An 18,789-nucleotide genomic window follows, 5' to 3' on the forward strand; every position below is an offset into this window, starting at 1 on the left:
GTGGGAAAACTAAAACAATTACTTTTCCGTAAGCTTTCTACAGCGAAATATGCAAAACAGGCTTATGCAGGTAGAAAAATCTCCTACAACAGTACAAGTATCTATGACGACGGCTAATCCAACCCGATGGGTAAAGTTATATGCAGATGATTTATTTAAGTTTGCCGTGGCAAAAGTAGCGGATAACGGGCTGGCACAGGACCTGGTGCAGGAAACTTTCCTCAGTGCGCTGCAGGCGCTGGAGCAATTCAGGGCGGAAAGCAGTGAAAAGACCTGGCTGATGGCCATTCTGAAAAACAAGATCATCGATCATTTCCGTAAATCCAGCAAAGTTCCTGTTACCATTAGTATAGAAGAAGATAAAGCAGGCGATAGCGATCCCCATCATTTCTTTTTTAACGAAAAAGGACACTGGCGTAGAGAAATGGCCCCAAAAGCCTGGGTGTCGGGGAGCAGCAGTCAACAGGATCAGGTCGATTTTTTTACCATTTTGCGTGGCTGCATGAATAAATTGACCAGCATAGGCAGGAAGGTGTTTGACCTGAAATACCTGGAGGAAAAAGAATCTGCCGACATTTGTAAGGATCTGTCTATCTCTTCGTCTAATTACTGGGTAATTATTCACAGGGCCAAATTACAGTTAAGAGCCTGCCTGGAAAAAAACTGGTTCAGTAATTGATGATGGGAACACACAAACATACATGGATGCCCTGTTGCAAAGATGCTACCATGCTGGCGGAGAAGCAACTGCAACACCAACGCTTATCGTTGGGGCAACGTATAGGTTTAAGGCTGCATTTATTATTCTGTATTTTTTGCCGCCGTTATGTAATGCAAAGCCGGGCTATCGACAAATATCTGGGCAACCAGACACCACAAACGGAAATTACCCCCGATGAATCCGTGAAGCTGCAATGGGAAACCATGATTGCAGAAAGAATGAAAAAATAATTGAAACACCTGTAAGGATTTTTGAATCACCGCGTCTATCTATCAAACACATAATTTTTCACATCCTCTTTTAAATGTTAAAAACATGAAAAACAACAATTCAATCAGCAAGAAAGTTTTGTTTTCCGGATCTCTCGTTGCCAGTGCTATCCTGGGTTTAGCCACCCTGCAGGTAACCGCAAAACCAGTTAGTTATACTAACCTTGGTTCCGGTGCCGCAGTAAGAAATGCTTTAACCGGTACTTCCGGAAATACAGCCAACAGCATTGAGCTGGCTTGTGGCGCTAAGAAAGACAGCGCTTCCGCCGGCAAGGCAAAAGAAGGTAAATGTGGTCAGGGCAAATGTGGTGAAGGAAAATGTGGTAATAAGAAAGGCGGTAAGAAAGGTGGTAAGCCAAAAGCAGACAGCACCACCAAATCCGGAAAATAATTTTTCAGACAGCTGAAAGGCCGGCGCGGTACGCAATGGCCGGCCTTTCACTGTTTACTTCAACATCCCTTAAATAGTACGATCATGGTAGGTGTAGGTTTTCGCAGGGAGTTTGCCGGGGAAATGATCAGCGGTGAACATATCAGGCCGGACTTCATCGAGTTTGCGCCTGAAAACTGGATGAACATAGGCGGGTACTGGAAGAAGGTATTACACCAGGTGGTGGAAAAATACCCGGTCCTGTGTCATGGTCTTTCCTTATCTATAGGCAGCCCCGAAGAGCTGAACAGGGAGTTTTTACAATACATCAAAACTTTCCTCAACGAATATAAAGTACAACTGTATTCAGAGCACCTGAGCTATTCCAAATGTGATAATGCACATATGTATGACCTGTTGCCCATTCCTTTCCGCATGGATGCGGTAAAACATATCAGCACACGTATACAACAGGTGCAGGATTACCTGCAACGTCCGCTGGTGATGGAAATAGTATCCTATTACACACCTGTGGCAGCAGAAATGAGTGAAGTGGATTTTATAAAGGAAGTGGTAAAACAATCCGGTTGCCAGCTGTTGCTGGATGTGAATAATATTTATGTCAATGCTTTCAATCATCAGTACGATGCCAAAGCATTTATACAGCAGCTGCCGCTGAACAAGGTAGCCTATATACACATGGCAGGGCATGAACAGGTAGCGCCTGACCTGATCATTGATACGCATGGGGAACCCATTATAGACCCTGTGTATGACCTTTTTGAATGGACGTTGCAACACCTGCAACCTGTACCGGTATTATTGGAAAGGGATTTTAATATACCGGAAATGGCGGAGCTGCAGGGAGAGTTATCAAGACTGAAAAGTATTTGTCACAAACAATGGAAACTGAAAGATGAACTTGTTGCCTGACACCTATCATATACAGCAAACTTTTTCCGCCTATTGCAGAACAGGTGAAAGCGTAACGCTGCCCGGCGTAGCGCCGGACCGGCTGAAACATTACCGCCGCCTGGTATTTAACATGATCAACGATACCATGGAAGGCGCATTTCCGATTGCCTTTAAAAATATTCCGGCGCGCAAATGGAACAGGATGGTAAAGGATTTCTTTTCCCATCATGCCTGCCAGTCTTACCAGGTGTGGAAGCTGCCACTGGAATTTTACACTTATGCCGTAGAGCATAACTGGGAGGATGAATACCAGTTGCCTTACCTGAATGATCTCCTGGCATTTGAGTGGGCTGAAATGGAGGTGTATAACATGGAAGACATTACCGCCGACGCCTATACGCTTACCGGCGACTGGCTGGATACCCCGCTGGTATTGAACCCGGAGCACCGGTTGTTGTCGTTTAGCTACCCTGTTCACCTGCTGGCAAAGCCAAAGGAATTGTTGCGCAGCAAGGGGGTTTATTTTGTGTTGCTATACCGGCATCCTGAAACCGGGAACGTGGAATTTACGGATCTGTCGCCCTGGCTGGCTTTTTTAACGGAGCAGCTGGTACTGGGTATCACGGTCAGGGATATACTGGATTATGCGCCGCAGCTGAATATAACGGAAACGGACACACTGGAACAGGATACGCTTGATTTTCTGAAACATATGCAGCAGCAACATTTTGTGCTGGGATTTCAATCATAACATATGCGCACCTACGCCGTATTGGCCCGCCGTTTATCGGCGTTAAAAGATTTGCCGCTGCTCTTCATGCGGCTGGTACTGGCTTATGGATTTTACCTGCCGGCAAAAATGAAGTGGAGCGATATTCATGGTATCGGCGACTGGTTTGCGCAGCTGCATATACCCTTACCTTATATTAGTGCCTACCTGGTAGGTATTACCGAGGTGGCCGGCGTGATATTGTTAACCCTGGGCTTATTTGTGCGTTATATTTCCCTCCCTCTTATTTTCAGCATGATTGTAGCCATTGTGACGGTTCACTGGAGCAATGGTTTTGCCGCGGGCGACAATGGTTTTGAGATTCCCCTTTACTATATTGTTATGTTATTTGCCCTCCTGGTGTATGGCGGGGGAAGAATAGGCATTGACTATTTCCTGGAGCGGAAATAGCCGGTATCTCAACGGATTTTCGCGGAGATGTAGTAATTTCGGCCCGTTTATAGCGATCAATTACAAATGCAGTTAGCCAGGGAAACGATAGGAAGCGAATTACAGCGGTTTGAAGAGATATTTAATAACGCCATGCAAAGCGATGTGCTGTTGCTGAACAGGATCATGGCCGATATTGCTGCCCACAAGGGTAAACAGATGCGGCCCATGTTTGTGTTGCTGTGCGCGCGTTTATGCGGCGCTATCAACGATGGCAGTTACCGGGCGGCTTTACTGGTAGAACTGCTGCATACGGCTTCCCTGGTACACGACGATATGGTGGATGATGCGATGAAACGTCGCAGCGCTTTTTCGGTGAATGCCCTGTGGAAAAATCGTGTATCTGTGATGGTGGGTGACCAGCTGTTTACCAAAGGGGTATTGCTGGCATTAGATAACAATGATCCTGCGTTGCTGAAGATTTATTCTGCTGCTATACAGCAAATGATTGAAGGGGAGTTGTTACAGATGACAAAAGCGAATAAACTCAGTTTTGAAGAATCGGATTATTTTGATCTCATCAATGCCAAAACCGCTTCTTTCCTGGCCGCCGCCTGTGCGGCGGGCGCTTCTTCCACCACTGCCGATCCGGGTGCTGTACAGGTACTCCACAATTTCGGACAAAGGGTAGGCATGGCATTCCAGTTAAAGGACGATTTATTTGACTATGGCAAAACGGATGTAGGCAAGCCCACGGGAAATGATATTAAGGAGAAGAAAGTAACCCTGCCGCTTATTTATACCGTACAACATGCCGACCCCGTGTTAAGAAAAAAGATCCTCTATATTGTAAAGCATCAGCATACGGATAAGGACAAAGTAAATTTTGTGGTAGAAGAAGTGAACCGCTCCGGTGGTTTGCGATACGCCGCAGAAAAAATGATGGCTTACCGTGACGAGGCTTTCCAGCTATTGTATACTTTCCCTCCTTCTCCTACCCGCGCGGCCCTGGAAGAGCTGGTACGCTATACCACCGATAGGGTGTATTAATGTTGTCCCGCGATTAAATTTTAAAAATAAATCGCAAAAAGCTATGAAAAATCCATTTAGCTAATTACATTTGGTATGTAGCGTTAAATAAACAACCAGAATTTAAAGAGCATTGATAGTACTGATAGGCAGTGTGACCCTGTGTTTTATGTGTTTCCCCGCTGTGTGTTGGTATTAGCAAGTATTGAAAACCAGAAGTACTGATCAAATTAAAAATTTCACGTTAATTAATCAATTTCCATGACTCATCGTTCATTGCAACCTGTTAGGGAAGCGCGCTGCCCCTAAACAACATCTCCGGCACGTTATGTTTTCGCAGTTTACCGACACGATGACGTGATGGGTGTTACCCAGCGGCTTTGTCCTGCCGCGTCCATGGCGTATGCTAAGTATTAATTGTAGTTGACATTTTCCCGCAAGGGAACAGGGATTGCTATGCCTGTTAATGTCCCAGAAACCGATTGCCGGCGTAAAGCTTCTTTACGCCATGGGATTCTCATTCCTAAATATTGCATGTATGAAACACATTTACTTTTTTCTGCACCGTGGTATTTACTTTTTTGCTGCTATGTGCTTTGTATCTGCGGATACAATGGCGCAGAGCATGTTGTTTAAAAGTAAAGACACCAGCAGTGTAAACGCCGACTCACTGGCTTTTTCAAGGGTAACGTCGACCCGGCGCGACACGCTGGGGTATTTTCCCAACAATGAACTTTTTCTCAGAACCAGCAGGAACGGTGCTGTTTCTGCGGTTGACATGTCCGAAGTAAAAAAGTTGCCTTATACCAGCATTGACCAGATGCTGATTGGCAGGGTAACGGGAGTGGATATACGAACGCCGTCGGCGGAGCCGGGAAAGCGTAACAGCGTTTTTATCAGGGGCACTTCCTCCCTGTTACTGAGCAACCGCGATATCTTTTATGCGCAACCCACGTATGTGGTGGACGGGGTACCGTTGATCATGGATCATGCTTTTGCCTATGATATACAGCGTTTCGATTTTAACCGCATGGGCACCGAAACCAACCTGTTGTCATTCCTGGATGTCAATGATATTGAAAGCATCGAAGTGCTGAAAGATTTCGCCGCCACCGCGAAGTATGGTCCCAATGCGGCAAATGGCGTAATTAATATTGTTACGAAAGCGCCCCGCGTTGGCCAGATGAAAGTGTCTGTGAACGCATATGCGGGCCTGTCGCTGCGCCCTTCAGTAGATGCGGTCAACGGAAAATATGAAAGCGATTTCCGCATGCCGTTTTATCAGCAATACGCCGATGAAACACAATGGCGTAATTTCCCTCGTTACCTCGCAGATTCTTCCCAGTCCCGCTATTTCGGACCGGCTAATTGGGATGACCTGTATATGAGAAACGGATTTACAGATGGCATACAGGCATCGGTAAGCGGAGGTACCCCATATGCCAACTTCCGTTTTAGCCTGGGGCAGTCATCCCAGCAGGGCGTATACGATAAAACCGGGATCAAACGCTACGATGTAAATTTTGGTATCAATATCCAACCAATAAAGAACCTGGTATTTACTACAGATGTTGCCATTGCCAACCTCAACCGGAAACGGAATGAATTTATCCGCGACAGGGCAGGTGATGAGGACTACCTGTTTAACTATGATGCGCCGTTGTCGCCCAACAAAGCTTATCTCCAGCAATACTATACCGACCTGGAAAATACCATTAACCGCAACAAAAATAATTCGGCCCGTATTATCGCGAATGTGAAGTACAGTTTCCTGTCGCACTTTACCTGGAATACCCGGTTTGCAATTGATTACGGACAAAATTTCCGTGACTTTTTTGTACCTACTGCATTGGGCGAGGGCAACAGTTACGTATCCAACTTCGATGGGCTGAATAAGCGACTGGTACTGGATAATTCATTGCGGTATGAAAATACTTTTTCCGGTAAACATCACCTGGAAGTGACTCTCGGCCAGTACGGGCAGTGGGATAAATGGCGTTATGATTATGGCCGCGCTTACAAGGGTTCCAGCGACTATGTAAAAATATATCAGCCGGGCAACGATGAAAATCACCAGGGACGCTTCGGCAATTTCCGGTTGATGTTCAACACAAAGGATTTTACACAGTCAAGACTGGCTTCCTTCTATACCAACGTTGGATATAATTATGACAACAAATATTTTGTATCGCTGTACGTGAGAAGAGACGGCACCTCCTACCTGGATGCCAACAACCGCTGGCTGGTATCGCCTACCTTATCTGCTTCATGGAAAATCACGAATGAAGATTTCCTGCGTGAATCATCCTGGCTCAGCAACCTGAATCTCAGGGCCAGCTGGGGTCGTGTGGGTCGTTTGATGATGGATGAGCTGTATAAGGGCGGACCGGTGTACAATGTGGATGCAGGATGGAACGGGGTTCCGAACATGTCTACCTACAACGCTTTCCCTGCTATAAATGCCGCTTATACCACCGGGTACATAGTACCTGGCACTTCCTGGCCGGTAGTAGAACAGCTGAATGCAGGGCTGGATATCGGTTTATTCCACGATCGCCTGCGGGCTTCCCTGGATGTGTATTCCAAAACAGACAAGAACCTGATTCTTAAAATTCCTACACTCGAAGAAGAAGGATATAACGGTATTGTGAAAAACGGGATGAATATCCGCAACTATGGCTATGAATTATCGATAGATGCAGATGTGGTGAGAGGAAAAGATTTTCAGTGGACAACCGGTATCAATGTTTACACCAACCAGAATAAGCTCACGGCTCTGCCGGATGGTTTGACCGACCTGGTGATCAGCAACCGCCGCTTCCTGGTGGGTAAACCTGTAGATCGTTACTGGCTGCTGATCAATGATGGTATTTATAACACCGACGCCGAAGTGCCTGTTAACCCGGCTACCGGTAAGAAAATGACCTACAAGGGGCTGACGTTACGCAAAGGAGACCCGAGATGGAAAGACCTGGATGGTAATTACGACATCAATGATAAAGACCGGGTTATGAAGGGTAGAATGGTAGCCGCTTTGCAGGGCGGTTTCAGTAACACTTTTCATTACAGGGAATGGGAAGTAAACGTGTTGCTGAACTATGCGTTTGGCCGTAAAGTGATCAACCAGGCGTTAGCTGATCGTTTTGATTTCGCCAACAGGGAAGGTATCGATGATCCCAAAGCGATAAAAGAAATCAGCTGGTGGTCAAAAGTAGAAGGCGACTACAGCAAAATTCCCCATTACAATCCCTGGAGTGCTGTGTATGCCTATCAGCCCAACCAGACCCTATTCCTGGAAGATGGTTCTTTTGTGAAGCTTCGTGCCGTAACGGTGGCTTACAACCTGCATTCCCGGTGGATGAAAAGGTCGGGGGTAGATCAGCTGCGTATTTATGCTACCGGCAATAACCTGCTTACCTGGACTAAATACAAGGGCGGCGACCCTGAAGCCGTGAGCTACTTTGGTTATGACGAAGGATATTATAACTGGGCTGCTCCCCGCACATTTACCCTGGGCTTTAATTTTCAATTCTGATGTTAAAAAACATGATCATGAAGAATATTGCTGTTGCCGGGATACTGTTATTCCTGGCGGCAGGTATACAGTCCTGTAAAAAAATGCTGGACGTTCCTGCCCGTCGTGCCTTAACAGAAGAGAACATGTGGCAAACCAAAAACGACGCCCGTGCGGGATTGTCGGCCTGCTATGCTTTAATGCGGGCGGCTATGTGCAATGAAAATGCGCATTGGGTATATGGAGATCTGCGTGGTGGCGACTTCCAGTCCACCAAACGGGAGGACCTCAAAGCGGTAGTGGAAAGTAATTTGAATGCCAGTTATTCTACTATGTCGCAATGGCGCGACTGGCGCAGATTTTATGCAGCTATCGCGCAATGTAATCTCACCATAGCCAAGTTACCGCAGGTAACCGTATCTGACTATCGTTACTCACAAAATGATCTGAAGCTGGATATTTCGCAGGCGATTTATATCCGCGCTTTTCTATATTACTATATTGTAAGGATCTGGGGAGATGTGCCACTGGTAACTACTGCCGCCGATGGAACCATCAAAACCATTGCGCGTGAAAACTGGCAGAAGGTGTTAGATTATGCGGCTGCCGAAGCTAAAAGTTGTATAGACGGTTTGCCATGGAGATATGATGGCAAGTCGCCCGAACAGCAGGGGGATTATCGTGGTCAGGGCGAATCCCATCACGTATCGATCACTATTGCTAAAGGGATGGCCTATACGTTGCTGGCACATATTTATACCTGGAAGGGAGAATACGCCAAGGCACTGGAGTATGCGGATATTGTTATTAATAATGCTTCCAATACCAACTATGATTTAGTATCAGTAAATGACCTTACCCGGTTGGATGGTGCTTTCCGCGGGCGTTTCCGCTGTAATATTTTCCAGGTAGATATGAACTTCGACCATGCGGAAATGTCTTCTACCGGTCAGCTGGAAGACTGGACGCTGCGGGATCCCTATATACCCAAGCGAGAATCTGACATCTATGTGCCCAGGGATAGTGTGTTGAAAATTTATGGAGAACCGCATGAACAACGTCCCGCTTATTTCTTTACCAAGCTGGAAGATACCTATCCCATTTTCTTTAAGATGAAGCAGATCAACAGCAGCGTGACTAACCCGGTGCTGAAGATGTATACTTCCTGCATCATTGTGTTCCGTTATGAAGAGTTATTCCTGCTGCGCGCAGAGGCGAAAGCCCGCTTGGGTATGACCGACGAGGCGCAGAAAGATCTGAACCGCATCCGTAACAGCAGGGCGCTTAAGAATATTAACGTTGCCGTGACGGGCGAAGCGCTGCTCGACGCCATTTTGCTGGAGCGCCGCAGGGAGTTGATGGGAGAAGGCTGGTATTGGTACGACCTGGTGCATTTCAAACGCATCCCTCAATTCACCAAACTCACACAGGCGGATGTAGATAAAGGCGTTGCTTACTGGCCATTATCGCAGGAGGCATTGTCCACCAATCCATCCCTGATTCAAAACAGTTTCTGGAAATAATAAATCACTGCCATGAAAAAATTTTTAATACTGCTGGCGATCACCGGAGGTTTTGCCTGCAACAAAGGGATGGAGGATTATCGCCATGCGAAGCCTGTATCAGAGGTGGCGGTCAGTACCTATGATTTCCTGCGTCAGCAGGGCGCTTTGTATGATACGCTGTTGAGGATCATCGACAAAGTACATCTCACAGAAATATTAAAAAACGATAAGGTCACCTTTTTTATACCACAGGATAACAGTATCGAAACCGCGATGCGTAATGTGAATTTTGCACGTGAGCGTTTGGGTGATAAAGGAAACTGGACAATGGACAGTATTCCGTTAAAGGTGTGGGACAGTCTTTTACGCCGCTATATCATTCCCGGTATTGTGGACGCCGACTCCCTCCGTTATGCAGATGGCGCCGACCTGGTATCGCTTTACCAACATGAAATGAATGGGAAGATGAGTCGCACCAATGCTTCCGGCGCTGTAGGCGGTGGTACGGAGGTAGTACAGTTCAGTGACCGGAATGATTCCAGGTTTATCAAAGACTGGTCTACCGCGCTGACACAGAATGTGGATATCAAAACAAAAAATGGACTGATGCATATCCTGGAGTCCAGGCATGTATTTGGGTTTACCTCTTTTGTGGGAAAGGCCTATCCGAAATCGCTGGAACCTATACAGGGCCCGTACCTGGGCTTCCCGTTGGAAATTCCGGGAATTATTAACGCAGCTGACTACGACGAAGGGCCCAAAGAAGTGGCTTTCCATTATGGTAATCCCAATGGTAACCATGCCTATCGTTCGGATGCACCCGGTACAGAAAACTGTTCGGAAGGTGATAACCAGGTAAGTCCCGGCGGAGGTTACAATATTGGCTGGACCAGCGATGGTGACTGGGTAAGATATACCGTGAATATTAAAGAAGCCGGGAAATACAAGGTTGAATTGAGGATCGCGGGTAACGGTGGCGGTATTATTTATCTCTCTATCAACGATGTACCGGTGTCTGATGAAATTCCGATACAGGGAACAGGTGGCTGGCAAAGCTGGCAGGGCGCTATTGGTACCGCAGATCTTCCGGCAGGAAAGCAGCTGATGAAAGTGGTGATCAAGAGAGCAAACCTCAACCTGCACCGTATCATTCTTACAAAAATAAATTAATCAGCAATGAACAGGCAAGTATATATATATGCAATTATAGGCGTGCTGACAATGACGGTAACCGGTTGTTATAAGAGCTTGTTGCCGAAGGAAAAAGAACATTTCAGTAATAACGCCAACTTCGATGGCGATACCTACACCGCTAATTTTGGGCGTACCAACGTGTTCTATGGCAAGTTTAACCCGGATTATTCTACGCAGCCGCTCACATTTGAGTTGCAGAATATTGCGGGGCCGGACGGACAGCCCGTACCGGCATTGCGGGAGGAGGTGAATACCTGGCAATGGAAACAATATTACAGCGGCACAGAGAAAAGTGTGGACGAAATAAATGCGAAGCGCACGCAGGTAAAGCGGCCGCTGCTCGATATCCGCGCCAATTCAGGCGACCTGGTATTCTGGGCCACCGATACTTCCAGGATAAAGCCAGGGGTATACACTTTCGATATTTTTGTGAAGAACAACGGCGGACAAAAAACTTTCCAGAAAAGAAAACTGCAACTCCGGCGTCCGCGACCTTATGAGCCTTATGAGTTTGATGATATCACCGGTTTACGGAAACCGCTGGATAAAGGAGGGCTTACTCACCCCACACTGATAGGTGTAAAAGATCAACTGAACAACAATATTCCCGCGGAGAACGTAGACGTTTTCTTCGTGAAAACAGGTACTGCAAAAAACACCGTGTCCATTAAATTTTTCGATAAGGACTCGCTGCCTATCCGGCTGTCATCATTCAATATCACACAATGGGATAGTCTTGTATACAGAAGTAACACCATTGAGCAGATCGTACCGTTTGGGTTTAACCGTAAAATGACGCAGGATAGCACGGTTGTTACCTGGGATGTTCCCAGTCCCTTCCCGGTGCTGGCAGATGTAGGCATCAATGAGAAGGCCAGTATTGGATTTATCTATGAACGGGTTTCTTATGGCACACGGACCCAGGCCGCAGTAGGGCTGCAGTTTGCCATTTTTGAACCCGGCAGCTGGGATGTGATCATCCGGTTCAGGGTGAATCCCAAGTTCACCAACGATTAACCAGGTAACTGTATTCTGAAAACATTAAAAATGCTGTGCCATGAATAAACGGTACTTAACATTGCTGGTGAGTTTTTTCCTGTTGCTGACAGGAGCCAGCTATACGGTATATGCCCAACAGGCAGTTACTATAAAGGGTAGGGTCACGGATGCCGCATCGAAAGACGGTATTCCCGGTGTAACTATCATCGACATAAAAAATAACAAGGGCTTAGGGGTAACTGATCCTACGGGGCAGTTTATCATCAAAGTAGAACCGGATAAAACCATCCAGTTCCGTTATATCGGTTATCGCTTTGAAACCCTTAAAATCGGAAAAGCAACGGTACTCAATGTAACGCTTACGCCCGAAAATAAATCACTGAAAGAAGCAGTGGTAGTGGGCTACCAGAAACGTACCAAGGAAACGGTATCGGGTTCCGTAGCCGTTATTTCGGGTAAGGATCTGCAGGATGTGCCAGTATCCAATATCCAGGAGTTGCTGCAGGGTAAGGTAGCCGGTCTGAATATCCAGAATAACTCCGGCGCACCGGGTTTTCGTGGTACCATGTCCGTTAGAGGGGTATCTCAGCTGAATGTAAGCGGTAGCGGCGACCAGGCCTACCTGGCCAGCAATAACCCGCTGCTGGTAATCGACAACGTACCCGTGGATTTTGACGGCGGTATTTCCCAGTCGATGTTGCAACCCGGTGCTGCCACAGGGCCACTGGCACTGATTCCACCGGAAGATGTGCAGTCTATTGAAGTAATGAAAGATGCGCAGGCTACTGCATTATATGGTTCAAGAGGCGCTAACGGCGTAATTGTGGTAACCACCAAAAGAGGTAATTCACCTACGCCCATCATCGATGTGAACAGCAGCATTTTTGTAAACTTCCCGCCCAAACTACGCCCCACCATTGGTGGTAATGCAGAGCGCCGGTATCGTATCAATTCAATTTTTATGAACGCCCGTGATGAGCAGGACGTACGCGACATTTTAGCCAAACCGGAAACGCAGTTTCTTACCGACAGTTTAAATTCTTTCTATAATAATTCTACCGACTGGCAGGGTTTATTTTACCAGACCACGATGAACACCAATAACAACGTGCAGATCAGTGGCGGCAACATCAAAATGAACTACAAGGCCAACTTCGCATACCAGATGAACCAGGGGGTATTAAAGAACACCGGGTTTAATAAGTACAGCCTGAATATGCAGTTGAATATGCAGCCCAGCAAAAAACTGCGTATAGGCGCACAGTTATTCAGTGCGCTCGGACAGAAGCAGCGCGGTAATGGCGGCGGACTCACCGATAATGGCGCCGGTAATTCCTTTACTACGTCGTTGTTGCCCGGTCCATCCAAATTTGTTGGTAACCCGCAGCTCGATGGTTATGAAAATAATATAGATGATAACAATACGGTCAACTTCAGGGGCTTTGTAGATGTGGACTATGAAATCATCAACAACCTGCGTATCAACTCTACTACTTCCTATGATTATTATACAGATACCAGGGATCAGTTTAAGATGTCTTTTTCCAACAACAACGCCACCCGTTTATATGGCTTTGTAGGCAGGCATGATGAATTGAATACCCGTAATGGTGTTAACTACAGCTATAGTTCCAACAAGAAAGACCTAGAAAAAGGAAATAATATTTATGCCAGCGTGTTCAGTGAAATAAATATTAAATCGGATGATCAGCATGTGAGGGATGTGCGTAACGGACCTAATGATTATTACTGGGGCCCGCGTGGCTATTCTCCCCGTTTTTATCCTGGTAACGTGTGGAACAATGCCAATGAAGTGAATGTGAATGGCACACCGGTATCCTATGTATACCATGCCGCTTCCTGGGCGGGTTTCCTCTCTTATAACTTCCGTACCAAATACAGTGTAGACCTGGCTTACCGGTTAGATGGAAGTTCTGCAGCCGGTATTAATAATCCATATACCAAAAACCCTTCTGTTGGTTTCCGCTGGAATTTCAACAAGGAAAACCTGATGCGTCGTTTGAGCTGGCTGGATTATGGATCTATCCGTACTACGTATGGTGTGAACAGCCGTCCTACTGCCACCATTCTTAATTCGCTGGGTGTATATAAAAGTGTGCCGGGTTATAATAACGCTAACTCCATCATTCCTGAGTTTGATGTGCTGGCTAATCCGTCTATGGAGCCGGAAAAGTCTTCCCAGTTCAACTTTGGTGTGGACCTGGGCTTATTTAAAAGCCGCCTGGAAATTATTTACGACACCTATTACAAGAATAACTATAACCTGGTGAGGGATGCTTATCTGCCTAACGCTACCGGCTATAACAAGATGCAGGTAAATGGCGGCGCCATTGTAAACTATGGCCATGAGTTGTCTATTACCGGGCGTCCTATTGTACATCTGAATCCAAAGGGTTTCCAGTGGACAGTGAGTGTTAATGGCGCCTATAATAAGGGCATACTCACCGAATTACCGGGTGGTTCACAGTTTTACCTGAGTATAGACGACAGGAACCGTCAGTCTATTGCCTTGAAGGTGGGCAGAAATCCGCAGAGCAACTATTTATTCCAGACAGATGGCGTGTATAGAAATACCTCCGATGTACCGGTAGATCCCATCAGGGGAGTGCGTTACAAAGCAAATGCGGGACCTGGCTCCCAGTTCTTCCAGGCAGGAGACCCTATCTGGCGGGATCTGAACGGCGACTATGCGCTGAGTGATGCCGATTATGTGATTATGGGTAACCCGGAACCCTCTGTTACCGGTGGTTTCAACAATACTTTCAGCTATCAGAATGTATCGCTCAGTGTTTTCTGTACGTACCTGCTGAACCGCAGTATTCTGAACAACGCTATTGCGGCGAGAGTATACCGCCTGCAGGCGCCGTATGTTACGGATTATACAGGTAATAACCTGGATGGTCCTATCAACCTGTATGATATCAGCAAACTGGATTACTGGAAGCGTCCGGGAGATGTGGCTTCGCGTCCGGCTATTGTGGGATCTTTTTATCATGACGCGTTGGTACAACCCAACAGGCTGAATCAGAGCCTGGTGATGGAGGATGGCTCTTACTTTAAAATCAACCAGATCACGCTGGCCTACCAGTTCCGCGACTTTGATTTTATGAAGCGGTTAAAGCTGCGTGTATTGCGCGCTTATTTCACAGCTTATAACGTGGCTATCTTTTCCAACTACTCTGGTCCCAACCCTGAAACGGTTACTTCGCTGGGAAGGGATGATATCAATGGATATCCTGCCGCCAGTAGTTTCACATTTGGTATAGGCGCTCAATTTTAATAACGTTTAAATTATTTTCAGATGAGAAAATGGTATAAAATAGGCATCATCATCTGCCTGCTGGCAGGTGCGGGCGCCTGCAAAAAATTTCTGGAAGTAAAGCCGCTGGATACACTTTCCGGGAAGGATTTCTGGAAAACAAAACAGGATGCGCAGAGTGCTATTAACGGCGCATATGTTATCCTGCTGAATAAATTTACCAGGAGTATATTATATAATGCGGGCGATTTCAGACCAGGGAACTGGAACTGGTTTGGAAAAGATAATCTCCGTAAGCTGGGCCAGAACCTGATGCTGAATACAGGTGGTGGCGATGGCGCTGATAATCCGCAGGACTGGAAAGAATTTTACCAGGCGATTGCATTGGCTAATTTATGTATAGACAGGATACCCGGTATTGAAGATCCGAATTTTGGCAACAGGGAAAAGAAGGCGCTGGTGGCGGAAGCGAGGTTCCTGAGAGCATTCATCTATTTTTATATAGCAAGGATGTATGGAGATGTTCCTTTGCAAACGGATCCTTACGATACCAAACTGATGCCGCGTGAAAAAATGCTGACTGTACTGGATTTTTGTTTGAAAGACCTGGAAACCAGTAAGGACGATTTGCCGTTGTCGTACGACGATCCTACCAACCGGGCGGTAAGAGGTACGCAGGGGGCTGCACTGGCATTGATGGCGCATATCAACATGTGGGCGGCCGGATTTGATAAAGCCAATGAGCAGAAATACTGGACACAAACAGCTGCGCTGGGAAAGGCGGTTATGGATCTTAATGTGTATAAGCTCCTGCCTTATACCAAAGAAACGTTCCTGACCATATTCAAGGGGCGTTCTGAAGAGGGTATTTTTGAATTATCGCTTGATGCCAACTACGGCGGCAAGTTTCACTCGCTGATCTGCCAGTGGACATTGCACGAACCTTATATCCATGATAATATTGGCGGCAGAAGTGAAATAACGCCGATGATCCGGCACCTCGACCGGATCTATCCCCGTGGCGAATCAGACAAGCGGCTGGAGCTGTGGTTTTACAATCCGTATAATACCGATCAAACGCCGATGTTCCTGAAGTTTTCAGCCATCACCGATCCTTCCTCCAGGGACTACGATGCTAACCTGATTTTTTTCCGTTATGCAGATATCATATTGCTGAGAGCAGAGGCGCTGGCTTACCTGAACCAGAATGTGGAATCGATCAAAATGCTGAACCTGGTACGTGACCGGGCGGGCGCCAAACTGTATGTTGGCGGTGGCGGCAAACCGTTACAGGACGCCGTATTCCTGGAAAGGGAGAAAGAAATGATGGGAGAGGGGCATTTATGGTATGACCTGATCCGCACCGGCAGAATTTCCGATAAAAATGCATTGGAGAATTCGCTGACACCGGAGCAAATGGAGCGGGGAGCCTGGACCTGGCCTATATCGGGCGATGCGGTGAAAAATAATCCGTTGGTTACCAGGAATGCTTATTGGATACAATAACTGTTAAAAACATTTACTATGCGCAAGTTGTTGCCCTTAGCCGGCATGCTGTTGTTGATAGGATTATTTATATCCGCCTGTAAAAAGGATTACTATGTAGACGGAGGTTTGGCAGATCCTCACTATAATGGTACCATATACGACTATCTCGTAAAAAATCCTTACCTGTTTGATACCGTTGCCTACGTAGTGGAGAAGGCAGGATTAAAGGATATGCTGCAGAATGATTCTGTTACTTTTTTTGCGCCCACTGATCAGAGCATTGGTGATGCGCTGGCAGACCTGAACGAATACCGCTACAGAAATGTGGAGGACAGTGTGCATTTGCCGGATATTCCCGGTGATATCTGGCGGAAGTTCCTGATGCGGTATATCCTGAAAGGAAAACATACCGCCAATCAATTTGCCCGTATTGATCCTGCTAACGTATACGCCTATCCGGGAATCAACTATGTGATGGCCGGTGGTTATATCCTGAACATCGGGCTGGTATATAAGGATTATAACGGTGTAGAAGCTGTGGGCGCCCGTTTGCTGCTGCTGACAGACATCACCTATGACCCGGTTACATTTAAAAACAATCCTTATGTGTATGTATCGTCATCAGACATTCAGCCTACCAACGGGGTGATCCATGCATTAAATGTACGGCATCTGTTCAGCTTCCGGGGCGATTTTCTGAGAGAAGCCGAACAGGCGTTACAGCATCAATAAACTATTAACGCATTCAGTATGAAAAGATATATCTATTTAATAGCACTCCTGGCTGGTTTGGGCGCCTGTAAGAAGGAAACCGTTAGCACCAACGGGAAAAATCCCTACCAGGAAACGGTGTTGCCGGCCATTTCAATCAACAAGGACGGCATCAATCCTGTTAAAGGAAAGGTGGGAGACGAAGTAGTGATCGCTGGTAAAGGATTTGAAAAGAATAAGGATAAATTATCCATTCTCTTTAATGGGGTAAAAGCAGCGGTGGTATCACTAACGGATACAACTATACGAGTAAAAGTGCCTGCGCAGGCAGCCACCGGGAATGTAGCTGCTACAGTGGGGCAGCAGTACTTTTTCGGGCCTTTTTTCCGGGTACTGGGTACCTTTGAAATGGATACCACGTATCCCAGTCTCATTGGCGCCAACGGCGCTATTGGCGATATTATCCCGGTAGAAGACGGCAAGTACCTGGTGGTAGGAGACTTTACCACTTTCAACGGCGTAGACTATGATCGCAACCGGGTGGCCAGGATCAATCACAACGGTACATCGGATAATAGTTTTGGTTTAAGAAAGAACGGTACCAATACCTATGTAAGCAAAGCCGCTATAGTACCGGGGCCTGAAAAGAAGTACCTGGTAGCAGGCGCCTTCAACAACTACGAAGGCGTTGCTTATGTAAACAGCCTGGCGTTGCTGAATAATAACGGCACACTCGCAGCAGATAAAATAATTTTACCCTCCGGGAAAGACCTCACGGTATCCAAACTAAAAGGAGGTATTTCAGGGTCAGTGGGTAACCTGCATGTGCAGGCAGATGGGGGGATATTGCTCACAGGCAGTTTCCGTTTTTATGTACAGCCTAATTTCCAGTTAACCAGTTCCCTGGGACTGGATTCCGTGCATCTTGATTCCATACAGGTAAATGGTATGGTGCGTTTAACGCCGGATGGCGGGTTGGACAGCACCTATAATTACGACCTGGTAAAGCATATGGGGAAAGAAGGGCCGAATGGTTTTATTAACCGTTCTATCCTGTTGCCGGATGGAAAGATGCTGATTGCAGGTAATTTCACCAAATACAACGGGCAAACGGTTAACCGTATCGCCAGGCTGAATGCCGATGGTTCGCTGGATCCCACATTTGTATCCGGCGCCGGCGCAGACCAGGCCATTGTAAATATGGCAAGACAGGCAGATGGCAAGATCGTGCTGGTTGGCGGCTTTAATAACTTTGGCGGTACCTTGGTGCCCCATATAGCCCGTATTAATGCCAACGGAGTGGTAGACCCTACTTTTAATGCTGGAAAGGGCAGTAATGGCTTCTTTTACGATATCAGCTTTATGCCGGGCGGGCAGATTATTCTCAGTGGTATTTTCAGCCAGTTTGGCGATCTGCAGCGTAACAATATCATTGTATTGAATGCCGATGGTTCTATTCATCCTTCTTTCAATACCAATGGCGGTATCACCCTTAGCCCTGATGCGGTGAGCGGCGGGATCATGAAAATTGTGCAGCAGGAGGGAGAGAAGTCGATGTTGCTGGTAGGTACCTTTACCAGGTTTGACTATCGTAACGCCAATCGTATTGTGCGGATTGTTTATCCATAATCACTA

Annotated in this window: 15 protein-coding genes; all 15 read left to right on the plus strand. The window is 46.7% G+C overall.

Features of this window, described 5'->3' with window-relative positions; all coding sequences use genetic code 11:
- Window positions 1–64 precede the first annotated feature (64 nt).
- Window positions 65–679, plus strand: coding sequence for a sigma-70 family RNA polymerase sigma factor (locus KE626_RS29720; RefSeq protein ID WP_211976705.1), 615 nt, complete (start codon window positions 65–67; stop codon window positions 677–679).
- On the plus strand, window positions 679–951 hold the full coding sequence (locus tag KE626_RS29725; protein WP_211976706.1) for a hypothetical protein: 273 nt from the start codon (window positions 679–681) through the stop codon (window positions 949–951). Before KE626_RS29720 ends, KE626_RS29725 begins: the two co-directional genes overlap by 1 nt.
- An 85-nt stretch (window positions 952–1,036) precedes the next feature.
- A complete protein-coding gene (locus KE626_RS29730; protein ID WP_211976707.1) occupies window positions 1,037–1,381 on the plus strand; it encodes a hypothetical protein in 345 nt (114 codons plus the stop codon).
- Between the two features lie 84 nt (window positions 1,382–1,465).
- A complete protein-coding gene (locus KE626_RS29735; protein WP_211976708.1) occupies window positions 1,466–2,293 on the plus strand; it encodes an HvfB family MNIO-type RiPP peptide maturase in 828 nt (275 codons plus the stop codon).
- On the plus strand, window positions 2,277–3,026 hold the full coding sequence (locus tag KE626_RS29740) for an HvfC/BufC N-terminal domain-containing protein (RefSeq protein WP_211976709.1): 750 nt from the start codon (window positions 2,277–2,279) through the stop codon (window positions 3,024–3,026). Before KE626_RS29735 ends, KE626_RS29740 begins: the two co-directional genes overlap by 17 nt.
- 3 nt (window positions 3,027–3,029) lie before the next feature.
- A complete protein-coding gene (locus KE626_RS29745; protein WP_211976710.1) occupies window positions 3,030–3,455 on the plus strand; it encodes an HvfX family Cu-binding RiPP maturation protein in 426 nt (141 codons plus the stop codon).
- Between the two features lie 66 nt (window positions 3,456–3,521).
- Window positions 3,522–4,484 (plus strand): polyprenyl synthetase family protein, encoded by a 963-nt coding sequence (locus KE626_RS29750; RefSeq protein ID WP_211976711.1) that lies wholly within the window; start codon window positions 3,522–3,524, stop codon window positions 4,482–4,484.
- A 517-nt stretch (window positions 4,485–5,001) separates the two neighbouring features.
- Window positions 5,002–7,998 (plus strand): SusC/RagA family TonB-linked outer membrane protein, encoded by a 2,997-nt coding sequence (locus KE626_RS29755; protein WP_211976712.1) that lies wholly within the window; start codon window positions 5,002–5,004, stop codon window positions 7,996–7,998.
- 17 nt (window positions 7,999–8,015) lie between these two features.
- Window positions 8,016–9,500 (plus strand): RagB/SusD family nutrient uptake outer membrane protein, encoded by a 1,485-nt coding sequence (locus KE626_RS29760; RefSeq protein WP_211976713.1) that lies wholly within the window; start codon window positions 8,016–8,018, stop codon window positions 9,498–9,500.
- 12 nt (window positions 9,501–9,512) lie between these two features.
- Window positions 9,513–10,652, plus strand: coding sequence for a carbohydrate-binding protein (locus KE626_RS29765; protein ID WP_211976714.1), 1,140 nt, complete (start codon window positions 9,513–9,515; stop codon window positions 10,650–10,652).
- Window positions 10,653–10,658: 6 nt separating this feature from the next.
- Window positions 10,659–11,693, plus strand: coding sequence for a DUF5007 domain-containing protein (locus KE626_RS29770; protein ID WP_211976715.1), 1,035 nt, complete (start codon window positions 10,659–10,661; stop codon window positions 11,691–11,693).
- Window positions 11,694–11,733: 40 nt separating this feature from the next.
- Window positions 11,734–14,976, plus strand: coding sequence for a SusC/RagA family TonB-linked outer membrane protein (locus tag KE626_RS29775; RefSeq protein WP_211976716.1), 3,243 nt, complete (start codon window positions 11,734–11,736; stop codon window positions 14,974–14,976).
- 21 nt (window positions 14,977–14,997) lie between these two features.
- Complete coding sequence (locus tag KE626_RS29780; protein WP_211976717.1) at window positions 14,998–16,461, plus strand: RagB/SusD family nutrient uptake outer membrane protein; 1,464 nt, start codon at window positions 14,998–15,000, stop codon at window positions 16,459–16,461.
- Window positions 16,462–16,479: 18 nt separating this feature from the next.
- The gene (locus KE626_RS29785) at window positions 16,480–17,175 is read left to right on the plus strand and encodes a fasciclin domain-containing protein (protein WP_211976718.1); all 696 of its coding nucleotides are present in this window, start codon (window positions 16,480–16,482) and stop codon (window positions 17,173–17,175) included.
- 18 nt (window positions 17,176–17,193) lie between these two features.
- A complete protein-coding gene (locus KE626_RS29790; RefSeq protein ID WP_211976719.1) occupies window positions 17,194–18,783 on the plus strand; it encodes an IPT/TIG domain-containing protein in 1,590 nt (529 codons plus the stop codon).
- Window positions 18,784–18,789: the final 6 nt, after the last annotated feature.

The sequence above is a fragment of the Chitinophaga hostae genome, assembly GCF_018224885.1.
Lineage (GTDB): Bacteria > Bacteroidota > Bacteroidia > Chitinophagales > Chitinophagaceae > Chitinophaga > Chitinophaga hostae.

Coding starts and splice junctions, on each gene's coding strand:
- KE626_RS29770 (WP_211976715.1), top strand. CDS start 10,659: ATGAACAGGCAAGTATATATATATGCAATTATAGGCGTGCTGACAATG.
- KE626_RS29730 (WP_211976707.1), top strand. CDS start 1,037: ATGAAAAACAACAATTCAATCAGCAAGAAAGTTTTGTTTTCCGGATCT.
- KE626_RS29745 (WP_211976710.1), top strand. CDS start 3,030: ATGCGCACCTACGCCGTATTGGCCCGCCGTTTATCGGCGTTAAAAGAT.
- KE626_RS29775 (WP_211976716.1), top strand. CDS start 11,734: ATGAATAAACGGTACTTAACATTGCTGGTGAGTTTTTTCCTGTTGCTG.
- KE626_RS29720 (WP_211976705.1), top strand. CDS start 65: ATGCAGGTAGAAAAATCTCCTACAACAGTACAAGTATCTATGACGACG.
- KE626_RS29760 (WP_211976713.1), top strand. CDS start 8,016: ATGAAGAATATTGCTGTTGCCGGGATACTGTTATTCCTGGCGGCAGGT.
- KE626_RS29790 (WP_211976719.1), top strand. CDS start 17,194: ATGAAAAGATATATCTATTTAATAGCACTCCTGGCTGGTTTGGGCGCC.
- KE626_RS29750 (WP_211976711.1), top strand. CDS start 3,522: ATGCAGTTAGCCAGGGAAACGATAGGAAGCGAATTACAGCGGTTTGAA.
- KE626_RS29780 (WP_211976717.1), top strand. CDS start 14,998: ATGAGAAAATGGTATAAAATAGGCATCATCATCTGCCTGCTGGCAGGT.
- KE626_RS29735 (WP_211976708.1), top strand. CDS start 1,466: ATGGTAGGTGTAGGTTTTCGCAGGGAGTTTGCCGGGGAAATGATCAGC.
- KE626_RS29755 (WP_211976712.1), top strand. CDS start 5,002: ATGAAACACATTTACTTTTTTCTGCACCGTGGTATTTACTTTTTTGCT.
- KE626_RS29785 (WP_211976718.1), top strand. CDS start 16,480: ATGCGCAAGTTGTTGCCCTTAGCCGGCATGCTGTTGTTGATAGGATTA.
- KE626_RS29765 (WP_211976714.1), top strand. CDS start 9,513: ATGAAAAAATTTTTAATACTGCTGGCGATCACCGGAGGTTTTGCCTGC.
- KE626_RS29725 (WP_211976706.1), top strand. CDS start 679: ATGATGGGAACACACAAACATACATGGATGCCCTGTTGCAAAGATGCT.
- KE626_RS29740 (WP_211976709.1), top strand. CDS start 2,277: ATGAACTTGTTGCCTGACACCTATCATATACAGCAAACTTTTTCCGCC.